General features: G+C 57.7%; 12 protein-coding genes. 4 read left to right on the top strand and 8 right to left on the bottom strand.

Going from position 1 to position 12,641, the window contains the following annotated elements; all coding sequences use genetic code 11:
• Positions 1-81 precede the first annotated feature (81 nt).
• The 3 genes from glnP (at position 82) to ybiO (ending at position 3,869) form a co-directional block, all read left to right on the top strand.
• Positions 82-741, top strand: coding sequence for a glutamine ABC transporter permease GlnP (glnP, locus tag NQH49_RS06450; protein ID WP_256696029.1), 660 nt, complete (start codon positions 82-84; stop codon positions 739-741).
• The gene (glnQ, locus tag NQH49_RS06445) at positions 738-1,460 is read left to right on the top strand and encodes a glutamine ABC transporter ATP-binding protein GlnQ (protein WP_061723607.1); all 723 of its coding nucleotides are present in this window, start codon (positions 738-740) and stop codon (positions 1,458-1,460) included. Before glnP ends, glnQ begins: the two co-directional genes overlap by 4 nt.
• A 132-nt stretch (positions 1,461-1,592) precedes the next feature.
• A complete protein-coding gene (gene ybiO / locus NQH49_RS06440; protein WP_256696028.1) occupies positions 1,593-3,869 on the top strand; it encodes a mechanosensitive channel protein in 2,277 nt (758 codons plus the stop codon).
• A gap of 2 nt (positions 3,870-3,871) precedes the next feature.
• Here ybiO and rlmF read toward each other — a convergent pair whose 3' ends face one another.
• Positions 3,872-4,798 (bottom strand): 23S rRNA (adenine(1618)-N(6))-methyltransferase RlmF, encoded by a 927-nt coding sequence (gene rlmF, locus NQH49_RS06435; RefSeq protein ID WP_256696026.1) that lies wholly within the window; start codon positions 4,796-4,798, stop codon positions 3,872-3,874.
• Positions 4,799-4,925: 127 nt separating this feature from the next.
• On the opposite strand from rlmF, the gene NQH49_RS06430 reads away from it, so the two are divergent.
• Positions 4,926-5,555, top strand: coding sequence for a flavin reductase family protein (locus NQH49_RS06430; protein ID WP_256696025.1), 630 nt, complete (start codon positions 4,926-4,928; stop codon positions 5,553-5,555).
• A gap of 71 nt (positions 5,556-5,626) precedes the next feature.
• On the opposite strand, the gene NQH49_RS06425 is transcribed toward NQH49_RS06430, so the two are convergent.
• From NQH49_RS06425 to hutI, 7 genes are all read right to left on the bottom strand, one after another.
• The gene (locus tag NQH49_RS06425) at positions 5,627-7,108 is read right to left on the bottom strand and encodes an HAL/PAL/TAL family ammonia-lyase (RefSeq protein WP_256696024.1); all 1,482 of its coding nucleotides are present in this window, start codon (positions 7,106-7,108) and stop codon (positions 5,627-5,629) included.
• Positions 7,105-7,899, bottom strand: a complete 795-nt coding sequence (locus tag NQH49_RS06420; protein ID WP_256696023.1) for an ABC transporter ATP-binding protein — start codon at positions 7,897-7,899, stop codon at positions 7,105-7,107. The genes NQH49_RS06425 and NQH49_RS06420 overlap by 4 nt, the downstream gene beginning before the upstream one ends.
• A gap of 1 nt (position 7,900) precedes the next feature.
• Positions 7,901-8,629, bottom strand: coding sequence for an ABC transporter permease (locus NQH49_RS06415; RefSeq protein WP_256696022.1), 729 nt, complete (start codon positions 8,627-8,629; stop codon positions 7,901-7,903).
• An 11-nt stretch (positions 8,630-8,640) separates the two neighbouring features.
• Positions 8,641-9,360, bottom strand: coding sequence for an ABC transporter permease (locus tag NQH49_RS06410; RefSeq protein WP_256696021.1), 720 nt, complete (start codon positions 9,358-9,360; stop codon positions 8,641-8,643).
• Between the two features lie 12 nt (positions 9,361-9,372).
• Positions 9,373-10,224, bottom strand: a complete 852-nt coding sequence (locus NQH49_RS06405) for a transporter substrate-binding domain-containing protein (protein ID WP_256696020.1) — start codon at positions 10,222-10,224, stop codon at positions 9,373-9,375.
• Positions 10,225-10,594: 370 nt separating this feature from the next.
• Positions 10,595-11,386: an N-formylglutamate deformylase gene (gene hutG / locus NQH49_RS06400; RefSeq protein WP_256696019.1), complete on the bottom strand. Its 792-nt coding sequence runs from the start codon at positions 11,384-11,386 to the stop codon at positions 10,595-10,597.
• Entirely contained in the window at positions 11,383-12,600 is a 1,218-nt protein-coding gene (gene hutI / locus NQH49_RS06395; RefSeq protein WP_256696018.1) for an imidazolonepropionase, read from the bottom strand. The genes hutG and hutI overlap by 4 nt, the downstream gene beginning before the upstream one ends.
• Positions 12,601-12,641: the final 41 nt, after the last annotated feature.

Raw genomic sequence — 12,641 nt, 5'->3', positions numbered from 1 at the left:
GGCTTAAGCCGATTTTTCCAGCAGGGAGCTTAACACTCCCTGCTTTTTACATTTCCACGCAACAGATTTTGGAGTCACACCATGGAGTTTGACTGGAGCGTCATTTGGCCTGCCCTGCCGATTTTAATCGACGGTGCCAAAATGACCCTGCTGATCTCGGTCCTCGGCCTGGTCGGCGGTTTAATTATCGGTTTAGTCGCCGGTTTTGCCCGCGCGTACGGCGGCTGGATCACCAACAACATCGCGTTAGTGTTTATCGAACTGATTCGCGGTACGCCAATCGTAGTTCAGGTGATGTTTATCTACTTCGCCCTGCCGATGGCTTTTCCGGATCTGCGTATCGATCCGTTTAGCGCGGCGGTGGTCACTATCATGATTAACTCCGGCGCCTACATCGCAGAAATCACGCGCGGTGCGGTGCTGTCGATCAACAAAGGCTTCCGTGAAGCGGGTCTGGCGCTGGGTCTGTCGCGCCGCGAAACCCTGCGTTACGTGATCATGCCGCTGGCATTGCGCCGTATGCTGCCACCGTTGGGTAACCAGTGGATTGTAAGCATCAAAGATACGTCGCTGTTTATCGTAATTGGCGTGGCCGAACTGACGCGTCAGGGGCAGGAGATCATTGCCGGTAACTTCCGCGCGCTGGAGATCTGGAGCGCCGTTGCCATTATCTATTTGGTTATTACGTTGGTGTTGAGCTTTGTGCTGCGCCGTATTGAGAAAAGGATGAAAATTCTGTGATTGAATTTAAAAACGTCTCGAAGAATTTCGGCCAGACTCAGGTTCTGCACGACATCAACCTGAAGATTAATCAAGGCGAAGTGGTGGTGATTATTGGGCCGTCCGGTTCCGGTAAATCCACGCTGCTGCGCTGCATCAACAAGCTGGAAGAGATCACCACCGGCGATCTGATTGTCGATGGCATGAAGGTCAACGATCCGAAAGTGGATGAGCGCCTGATTCGTCAGGAAGCGGGCATGGTGTTCCAGCAGTTCCATCTGTTCCCACAGATGAGCGCGCTGGATAACGTCGCCTTTGGCCCGATTCGCGTACGCGGTGCGAAGAAAGAGGAAGCGCATAAACTGGCGCGTGAGCTACTGGGTAAAGTTGGCCTCGCCGAGCGTGCACACCACTTCCCGTCTGAGCTTTCTGGCGGTCAGCAACAGCGCGTGGCGATTGCCCGTGCGCTGGCAGTGAAGCCGAAGATGATGTTGTTTGATGAGCCAACCTCAGCGCTGGATCCCGAGCTGCGTCACGAAGTATTGAAAGTGATGCAGGATCTGGCGGAAGAAGGCATGACGATGGTCATCGTGACGCACGAAGTCGGATTCGCTCAGAAAGTGGCTTCGCGTCTGATCTTTATCGATAAAGGCACCATTGCAGAAGATGGCAACCCGGACGATTTGATCACCAACCCGCCAAGCGATCGTCTGCGCGAATTCCTGCAGCACGTCTCCTAATCCGTAGGGTCGCCATTCATGGCGACCTTCTTCTTACCCGCACCCACGCAATTTTCCTTTCAGAATCCTAACCTTCCATCACTGACTATACTTCTCTCTTGTGCCGCTGCGCGAAGCTAAAGGAGAAAAGCGATGTCGTCTGCCAGCCCACCATGGCGTTTAGCCATGTGGTTACTCTTCAGTTTGTTCACCCTGTTTCTCATTGCCCCGGCGCAGGCGGTTAACCTGCCGCAGGCAGTCGTTGCAGCTCAGCAGTCACAAACCCCGGCAACGAATAGCACAACCGAAAGCGAACCCAGCTTAGACGAGAAAAAAGCCGCTTACGCCGCGCTGGCAAATATTCTGGATAACAACGCTTCGCGCCAGGAGCTGATCGATCAGTTACGTCAGGCCGCAAACAGTCAATCCACCAGCGAACCGCCGGTGCTGGCACCGCCGCAGGCCAATGAAGAAGATCCCACGGTGCTGGAGAGCGTCACCAGCGTAATGCGTGAATATGGCGGTGCGGTAGCCGCGCAGTTTGTCCAACTGCATGACAACATCACCAATGCGCCGCACAAAGCCTTTAACCAACAAACCTTCCTCAACGCGCTGAAATACTTTGCCGCCCTCGCCGCCTCGGTGTTTGCGTTTTACTGGCTGACACGCCGTATGATGTGGCCGGTCTGGCGACGTATGGGACGCTGGGGACGCGATCAAAATCTTGAGGGCACTAAGTGGCTACACCTGCCCGCTGCCATCTTAATGGCCTTTGTACTCGATATTGTGCTGCTGGCGCTGACGCTGTTTGTCGGGCAGATCATCAGCGACAACTATCACAACAACAACCGCACCATCGCCTATCAGCAAGGTTTGTTCCTTAACGCCTTTGCGCTGATTGAATTCTTTAAAGCGGTGCTGCGGCTGATTTTCTGCCCGCGCTTCCCCACGCTGCGTTTCTTCCACTTAACCGATGCGCGCGCCAGCTACTGGAACACGCGTTTGAGCTGGCTGAGCGGCATCATCGGTTACGGTTTACTGGTGGTGGTGCCGATTGTCTCCAATCAGGTCAACATTCAGGTAGCCGCGTTGGTCAATATGCTGATCATGGGGATCATGACCGGCTGGGCGCTGTGGCTGATTTTCCGCAACAAAAGCAACATTCATCAGGAGTTGTCGCGTCTCGCCGATCGCAGCATGAGCTTCTTTGCGCTGTTCATCCGCGCCTTCGGCATGGTGTGGCATTGGCTGGCCAGCGCCTACTTTATCGCGCTGTTCCTGTTCTCGATCTTCAATCCCGGCGACAGCCTGAAGTTTATGATGTCCGCCACGGTCCGCAGCCTGGCGATCGTGGTTATTGCCGCGCTGATTTCCGGCATGCTAACGCGCTGGATTGGCAAAACCGTCACGCTGTCGCCTGATATGCGCCGCAACTATCCCGAGCTGCAAAAGCGCGTCAACGATTGGGTAAAAGCGCTGCTGAAACTGGCGCGCGTGGTCACGGTATTTGCCACGCTGTTGCTGCTGCTCAACGCCTGGAATCTGTTTGATCTCTGGCACTGGCTCACTCTCGGTACCGGACAGAAAATGGTGGATATCCTGATTCGTATCGTGATGATTGTGCTGCTGTCGGCAATCGGCTGGACGCTGCTGGCGAGTTTAATCGAAAGCCGCCTCGCCTCGGATTCGCACGGCCGCCCAATGCCAAGCGCACGCACCCGCACGCTGCTGACACTGTTCCGTAACGCGCTGGCGGTGGTGATCAGCACCATCACCATTATGATTTTGCTGTCGGAAGTCGGTGTGAATATCGCGCCGCTGCTGGCCGGTGCCGGTGCGCTTGGTCTGGCGGTGTCGTTCGGTTCGCAAACGCTGGTGAAGGACATCATCACCGGCATCTTTATCCAGTTTGAGAACGGCATGAACACCGGTGATTTAGTCACCATTGGCCCAATCACCGGCACGGTGGAGCGTATGTCGATTCGTTCGGTGGGCGTGCGTCAGGATACCGGCGCGTATCACATTGTTCCGTGGTCATCGATCACCACCTTCGCCAACTTTGTGCGCGGCATCGGATCGTTTGTGGCCAACTATGATGTCGCTCGCAGTGAAGATACCGAACGTGTTAACCAAACGCTGCAGAGCGCAGTGAAAGAGCTGCTGGAGAACCCGGAAATTCGCGGCATGGTGATTGGCGAGCCGAGTTTTGCCGGATTAGTGGGATTAACCAACCATTCCTTTACCGTGCGCGTGTCATTCACCACCCAGCCGCTGAAGCAGTGGACGGTACGTTTTGCGCTGGATGATAAGGTGAAGAAGCATTTTGATGCGGCCGGCATTAAAGCGCCACATCAAACGGTAGAAGTTATGCAAACCGGCAGCGATATTGCCTCCGCTGCCAGCTTACCGGCGTTGCCACCGGCGCAATAAGCTTAGCGTTTCAGCCGCTTGGCGCGTGTAGCTGGCGGCTGGAACGTCCAGGCGATAAAGCGGCTCTGCTTCTGCCCTTGCGCCATTTCGATGATGCGCACTTCGTAGGCATCAAGATCGCGCAGCTGGTCGCGCAGCGCCGGTAAATTCTCTTTGCGCGAGACCAGCGAGGTGAACCAAATAATGTGGTCGGAGTGCGCCACGCTTTCAGCGATCATCTGGCCGACGAACTTGCGCTCGCCGCCGTCACACCACAATTCATTATGATGACCACCAAAATTGAGCGGCGCGTTTTTGCCCAGGCCGAGGTTACGCGTTTTACGCTGACCTACGCTGGCCGCCTCCTCCGCAGACGAATGGAACGGCGGATTGCACAGCACCGCGTGATAGCGCTCGTTCTTATGCACCACGCCAGCGAAAATCGCCGAGGTATCCTTTTGCCGACGCAGACGCACGGCGCGCTGCAAGCCCGGATTACTCGCCACAATCTGTCCGGCAACGGTAATCGCTTCGGCAGTGATATCGGTGCCGGTGAAGCGCCAGCCATATTCGGCGTTGCCAATCAGCGGATAGATGCAGTTCGCGCCGCAGCCGATATCCATCACATCCAGATCGCGCGGCACCACGCCGCCGTTGTCGCTTGCCAGCAGATCGGCCAGCGCATGCACATAATCTGCACGGCCCGGCACCGGCGGCGTCAGATAACCTGCGGGTAGCTGCCAGTTGAGGTTATAGAACAACTTCAGCAGCGCCTGATTGAGCAGCATCACCGCTTCAGGATCGGCGAAATCCACCGACAACTCGCCGTAGCCGTTGGGACGCACTTTCACCGCCAGCGGCGGATGGGCTGCGGTCAAAGCAGCAAAATCATAACGGCCTTGATGGCGGTTACGCGGATGGAAAGGTGACGTGGCGGCTGGCTTGTTCATAGTTTCTCCGGAAAATAGCGCGGGCGTAAGATACTCTGGCTAGCGGCATCGCACAATGCGCTTAATCGAATTCAGCGTATTAGATGAGATTAGTGCACCACACTCAGGTTCCTCTTTAAGGATAGTTATGACTCGTCAGCGTTACTCTTATCAGCCCCGCGCTGGACACGGTTTGCCGCACGACCCTTTGAATGCGATCGTCGGCCCTCGCCCCATTGGTTGGGTCAGCTCGCAAAGCGCCAGCGGCGTACGCAATTTAGCGCCCTACAGCTTCTTTAACTGCTTCAACTATCATCCGCCGATTATCGGTTTCGCCAGCAGTGGCTGGAAAGACAGCGTGCAGAATATCTCGGAGACCAAAGAGTTTGTCTGGAATCTGGCCACGCGTCCGCTGGCCGAGGCGATGAATGAGAGCTCCGCATCGGTGCCGTCTGAACAGGATGAGTTTGCGCTGGCAGGATTAACGCCGCTTGCCGCATCACACGTCAATGTCAGCATGGTGGCGGAAAGCCCGGTGAATTTTGAGTGTAAGTTGACGCAGCTGATTCAACTGCAGGATGCGCAAGGCAACCCAATTGATAGCTGGCTGGTGATGGGCGAAGCGGTCGCCATTCATATTGATGAATCACTGCTGGAAGAAGGGATCTATCAAACCGCCAAAGCGCAGCCAATCCTGCGTGCCGGTGGCCCGTCGGCCTATTACGGCATCAGCGAAGAACTGCGCTTTGATTTGGTGCGCCCGGATGCGCGCCGCTGATCGTCGGCCAGGTCGCCATGAATGGCGCCCTACGACCGGATTTTGTAGGGTCGCCATTCATGGCGACCGTGTTACAAACCGCTCTTCAACACCTGCACCGCACGCGAAATCTCTGGCGCCAGCCAGCGGTCTTCCTGCCAGTTGGCAACCACCGCGCGCAGGCGACGCAATGCTTGCGCCGTCCCTTGCGCCAGCTGATCTTCGCCGTGGAAATCCAGCGCCTGCGCCGCCAGCAGATACTCAATCGCCAGAATCTGCCATACGTTGCCCACCAGCTTCAGCAGCTTCAGCGCCGCGCCGGTACCGAGGCTGAGATGATCCTCCTGCAAACCCGACGTCACATAGTTATCCAGCACCGCCGGCTGCGCCAGCTGACGATTCTCCGCACACAGTGACGCCGCCACATACTGCGCAATCATCATGCCGGAGTTAACGCCCGGCTGCGCCACCAGAAACGCCGGTAAGCCGCTCACCAGCGGATTGACTAAACGATCAAGCCGCCGCTCGGCGATGCTGCCGACTTCCGCCATGGCAATCGCCAGCAGATCCGCCGCCATCGCCACCGATTCGCCGTGCGGGTTAGCCTGAGACACCACGCGCCAGTTATCCGGCGTGCCGAGCACCAGCGGATTATCGGTGCAGGCATTAAGTTCGGTCTCAATCTGGCGCGCCGCGTGATCGAACTGATCGCGGCTGGCGCCGTGCACCTGCGGCATGGAGCGCAGGCTGAGCGCATCCTGGGTACGAATACCAACGCTGGTCGCCAGCAGCGGGCTATCACTCAGCAGATCGCGTAAACGCTGACCGCTCAATTGCATGCCCGGACTGGCTTTCAGCGCGATCACCTCGGCATCAAAAGCCACCAGCTGTCCACGCAGCGCCTCGAAACTCATCGCGCCGGTGACATCCGCCCAATCCAGTAAACGCGCCGCATCATCCAGCGCCAGGCAGGATAAGCCGGTCATGCACGGCGTGCCGTTGACCAGGCTCAAACCCTCTTTGGCACCCGGACGATAGGGCTGCAATCCCGCCAGCGTTAATGCCTGCGCGGCAGGCATAATCTGGTTTTGATACTCGACGTCACCAACACCAATCAGCGCCAGCCCGATATGCGCCATATGGCTGAGATAGCCCACCGAACCCTGCGACGGCACCTGCGGCGTAATCTGCTGATTGAGCAGCGCCAGCAGATGCTGCACCAGCGCCACCGACACGCCCGATTTGCCGTGGCTGTAATTGGCGATGGCCGCGCACAGAATGGCGCGCGCCTGTTCACGCGTCAGCAGCGGGCCGACACCACAGGCGTGGCTCAACAATGTGTTGCGCGACAGCTGGCTAAGCTGATCTTCCGGCAGCGTGATATTGCACAGCGCGCCCAATCCGGTATTAATGCCGTAGGCAATCTGGCCGCTGGCGACAATCTCATCGACAATGGTGCGCCCTTGCGCAATACGCTGCCAGGCGCTGACGCTCAAACTGAGTTCCGCGTCGTGCCGCGCCACCTGCACCAGCTCTTGCCAGGTTAATGGGCCATCGCCCCACACCACGGTCATGCTGGCTGCTCCGCGCCGTGATGGCTGGAGATAAACTGCTTAAAGCGCTGCGATCCCTCGGCACCAAACATCTCTTCCGGCGCGCCCTGACAATCAATAGTGCCCTGATGCATAAACACCACGCGGTTAGAGACATTACGCGCAAAGCCCATTTCGTGCGTCACCACCAGCATGGTGCGCCCCTCTTCGGCCAGGCTACGCATCACTTTCAGCACTTCGCCCACCAGCTCCGGATCGAGCGCTGAGGTCGGTTCATCGAACAGCATCACTTCCGGATCCATCGCCAGCGCGCGGGCAATCGCCACGCGCTGCTGCTGACCGCCCGACAGCTGCGCCGGGTAAAAATCTTTGCGATTGAGTAAGCCGACGCGATCCAGCAGCTGCTCCGCCTGGGCGATGCAGCTTTTCTTGTCGCGCTTCAGCACATAGTGCGGCCCTTCGATGACGTTTTGCAGCACCGTCATGTGCGACCACAGATTAAAGCTCTGGAACACCATGCCGAGGCGTGAACGCAAACGCTCAATCTGCTTCGGATTGGCTGCCAGCTGATGGCCGCGCGCATGGCGTTTCATCTCAATGGTTTCACCGCCAACGCTCACTACACCGGCGTCCGGCGTTTCCAGCAGGTTGATGCAGCGCAGCAAAGTACTTTTTCCCGAGCCGCTGGCACCAAGAATCGAGATGACATCGCCTTTATGCGCCTGCAGCGAAATGCCTTTCAGAACTTCCATCGCGCCAAAAGATTTATGGATGTCGGTGGCGGATAAGGTAACGGGTGATGTGGAATGCATATTACTCTCCGGCAAGCGGTTTAACGGCGGGCAACGGCTTTTTTGCGACACGATGCGCCGGGGTCAGACGACGCTCTAACAGCGCGTACAGCTGGACGATAATAAAGTTGAGAATCAGGTAGATCGCCGCCGCACAGACAAACACTTCCATGGTGCGATAGGTACGCTGAATAATCTGCTGCGCTACGCCGGTCACGTCCCACACGGTGACGAGGCTGGCGAGCGCGGTGGATTTCACCAGCAGAATCGCTTCGGTGGAGTACGCAGGCAGGGCATAGCGCAGCATAATCGGCGCGATGATGCGGCGCAGCAGCAGCCAGCGCGACATGCCGCAGGCGAGGCCCGCTTCCACTTGCCCGGCTGGCACCGCGAGCAGCGCACCGCGCAAGATCTCGGCGGTATAAGCCGCAGTACAAAGTGACAGCGCCAGCACCGCGCAGATAAAGGGTTCGCGCAGGAACGGCCAAACGAAGCTGTGGCGGATCACGCCAAACTGCCCAAGGCCGTAATAGATGAGAAACAGCTGGATCATCAGCGGCGAGCCGCGAAACACCAGAATGTAGCCGCGCGCGAAACCGCTCAGCACGCGCCAGCGGCTCATGCGCAGGGACAAAATGCCAATCGCCAGAATGCCGCCGCAAATAAAGGCGCTGATAAACAGGCCCAGCGTCACCGGCAGCGCGGCGCTCAGCTTGAGAAAGGTATCAAAGAGAAAAGCGAAGTCGATCATGCTGCTGCTCCTTAATGCTGTGCCGCAGTGCGACTTTGCCACGCACGACCAAGACGCGATTCCGCCCGGCGAAACGCATGATTAGACACCAGCGTCAGCACCAGATAACAGGCGCCGCCGATCAGATAGAAAGTGAAGTAATCGCGCGTGGATCCGGCCGCAACCTGGCTGGCACGCATCAGCTCGACAATGCCGGTGACCGACACCAACGCCGAATCCTTCAGGCTCATCTGCCACACGTTCGACATACCCGGCAGCGCATAACGCACCACCTGCGGCAGCAGAATACGTTGGGCAATGCGCCAGCGCGGCATACCAATCGCCACCGCAGCTTCCACCTCGCCTTTCGACAGCGCCAGGCGCGCCGCGCGATACACTTCACCCTGATACGAACCAGAGATGAGCCCGATAGCCAGCGCACCAATCAGGAACGGCGGCGCTTCGATAAAGCCATCCGCGCCGAACATCTGCCCAACCAGCGTAATCAGGCCGGATCCCCCAAAATAGAACAGGTAGATCACCAGCAGTTCCGGGATGCCGCGAAACACCACTGAATAGCTTTCACCCAACCAGCGCAGCCAGCGCTGAGGCGATAATTTGGCGGCCGCCACGCCGGAACCGACCACCGCACCCATCATCAGCGCCACCAGCGATAGCAGCAGCGTGGTGCAGGCGGCACTCAGGATCAGGCGGCCCCAACCATCAGCACCAAAACTCAGCAGGCTCATCATCTTTCACCTCACTTACGGGGTTACGTCAGTTTTAAACCACTTCTCACTGAGCTTTTTCACCGTGCCGTCAGCCAGTGCGGCATGAATCGCCTCATCCAGCTTGGCCTTCAGGTCGTTGTCCGCCATGCGTACACCCATCGCTTCGCCCTCGCCCCAGATTGGGCCGCCGAGTTGTGGACCGCTGAAGATCAGATTGTTGTTCTCTTTGCGCGCCAACATTGATTGCGCAAAGGTCACGTCATCGAACACCGCATCGATACGGCCCGATTGCAGATCGAGCATCGCATCTGCCGACGAGGTGTATTCGCGTACGTCAGCATCGCCTTTGAAGTACTTATCGATAAATGGCGTGTAAACCGTGCCGGAGGCGATACCGATGGTTTTACCCTTCAGCGCCGCTTTCAGGGGGGCAATCGCCGCGTTGATCTCTTTCTCATCGTCATGCAGCTTGATGATGTTGTGATCGGCTGGCAGCAGCGGGCTATCTTTGGTGGTGATGAAAGTGGCCGGCGTTGAGGCGTATGGCGTGGTGAAGTTGACCACTTTTTTACGATCCGGCGTGATGACAATCGCATCCATGATCACGTCATATTTACCGGCGTTGAGGCCGGCGATCATGCCGTCCCAGTTCTGCACCACCAGCTTGCACTGAATGCCCATGCGCTTGCACAGGTCTTCCATCAGTTCCGGTTCAAAGCCGCCTAACTTGCCGCCCGGCAGCGTCAGGTTCCAGGGTTCATAGCTGCCTTCGGTAGCGATGGTGATCGATTTCCACTCTTTCGCCTGTACGGCAATGCCGCTCATCATCAGGCTGGCAAACAGGGTCGTGAGGCAAAAACGGCGAATCTGAACACGGTGCGTCATGCGGCTTCTCCTGGCTATTAATCGAGTTTGTCAGTCTCTGCTTGTGCAATATTTGCAGATGACCTTTCATGTATATACAAGTTAGCGTGCGGCAGATCATTGCCGGCATAAGCTTTTTGTGAGCCAGCCAGTATAAAAATTGATAATCGCTGCGTGGTCTTTACTTGTACATACAACCTAGCAAGCGCTATGCCAAATCGGCAAAGCCGCAAAATCAGGGGGATTGTCACGGGATGGACGTAATGTTGCACTGTGATGTAGCAGAGAATGCATTGCGATGGTGCAGTAGGGTCGCCATTCATGGCGACCATCTACATGTACGTACAGCGTTAATTGGTCGCCATGAATGGCGACCCTACGAAGGTGGTTTTTATTGAGGTTTACCCGCTGCAAGAAACGCCTGCATCAGCGGTTTCAGCACCTTCTGCAGCTGTGCAGCGCGATCCTGCTGCCAGGCAAACGGCGGAGTTTCATCCATATAATTGAGCTGCGCCAGCTCCAGCTGTACCGCCTGCACGCCCTGCTCCGGCTGCCCGTAGGCGCGGGTAATGTAGCCACCTTTAAAGCGCCCATTCGCGATCCAGCTGTATTCTTGCTGCTCGCTGCAAACTTGCTTAATCGCCTCAATCACCGCCGTTGAACAACTGGCACCATCGTTGGTCCCGATGTTGAGATCCGGCAAACGTCCCTCAAACAGGCGCGGAATCACCGAAGCGATCGAGTGTGCATCAAACAGCAGCGCATAACCGTACTGCGCTTTCAGCCGCGCCAGCTCCTGTTGCAGCTGCTGGTGATACGGCTGCCAGATGCTTTCCAGATAACCCTGACGCACCTCGGCGCTCGGCGTTTTACCTGCAGCAAAAGTTGGGCTGCCGTCGAACAAGGTTTCCGGATACAAGCCGGTGGTCGCCGTGGTGTAGAGCGGCTGATTATCTGCTGGGCGATTGAGATCGATAACAAAACGCGAATAGTGACCAATCAACACGCTGGCACCGAGATCGCGCACAAAGTCATACAGCAGCGGCAAGTGCCAGTCGGTATCCGGCAGGCCGCGCGCTGCGTCGCTCAAACCGGCATCCACTTCCGGCGTTAATTGCGTACCAGCGTGCGGAATGCTGACCAGCAGCGGAACATTACCGGCGGTGAAATGAAAAGGTGTCATTGCGCTTCTCCACGATAAATAACCTGGCACGGCAATTCGCCGCCCAGCCAGTAAACCAGCTCTGCCGGACGCGCCAGCGGCCAGTGAACAAAATTCGCCACCTTGCCCGCTTCCAGCGAACCGTGCGAGTGCTGTAAGCCCAGCGCTTTCGCGCCCCACAAGGTCACGCCCGCCAACGCCTCTTCCGGCGTTAAACCAAACAGCGTGCAGCCCATGTTCAGCATCAAACGCAGCGACAGCGCCGGTGAGGTGCCCGGATTGGCATCGCTGGCCAGCGCCATCGGCACGCCGTGTTCACGGAATAGCGCCACCGGCGGACGCTGGGTTTCGCGCAACAGATAAAACGCGCCCGGCAGCAACACCGCAACGGTGCCGTGTTGCGCCATCGCCTGCGCGTCGGCTTCGGTAGCATATTCCAGATGATCGGCGGAGAGCGCACCGTAACCCGCCGCCAGCGCCGCGCCGCCGAGCGCCGATAGCTGCTCGGCGTGCAGTTTCACCGGCATGCCCAATGCTTTGGCTGCATCAAAGACCGTGCGAACTTGCTCAGGAGAAAAGGCCAAATGCTCGCAAAACGCATCTACCGCATCCGCCAAACCTTCGGCTTTCACCTGCGGCAGCAGGCGCTGGCAGATGATATCGATCCAGCCTTGCGGATTGTCTTTAAACTCCGGCGGGAAGCCGTGCGCAGCCAGGCAAGTAGCTTGCACATCGGCGGGCACCGTTTCCGCCAGCTCACGAATGGCGCGCAGCATGGTCAGCTCGCTGGCTTCATCAAGACCGTAACCGGATTTGATCTCCACCGTGGTGACGCCTTCCGCCAGCAGGCGATCCAGCCGCCAGCGCGCACTTGCCACCAGCTCTTGCTGGGAAGCGGCGCGGGTGGCGCGCACCGTGGAGAGAATGCCGCCACCCTGCGCAGCGATGTCTGCATAGCTCACGCCATTGAGACGCTGCTCAAACTCCTGGCTGCGATCGCCGCCAAACACCAGATGCGTATGGCAATCCACCAAACCAGGCGTGATGATGCCGCCGGAAAATTGGTGCTGTTCACGCGCGGCAAAAGCCGGGCATTCTCTGCGCGGCCCCACCCAAATCAGTTTTCCCTGATCGACCGCCAGCGCGCCGTCGGCAATCAGATTGTAGTGTCCGTCACGCATCGTAACGATGTCGGCCCCCAGCCACAGGCTGTCGATCTGCTCTGTTTCTGCCATCCCACTCCCCTTCGCGTTCGGCGATTTACACCAGGCTTCAA

Origin of the sequence: Pantoea trifolii, assembly GCF_024506435.1 — a bacterium.
Lineage (GTDB): Bacteria > Pseudomonadota > Gammaproteobacteria > Enterobacterales > Enterobacteriaceae > Pantoea > Pantoea trifolii.
This window is presented reverse-complemented; position numbering and strand designations above follow the sequence as displayed.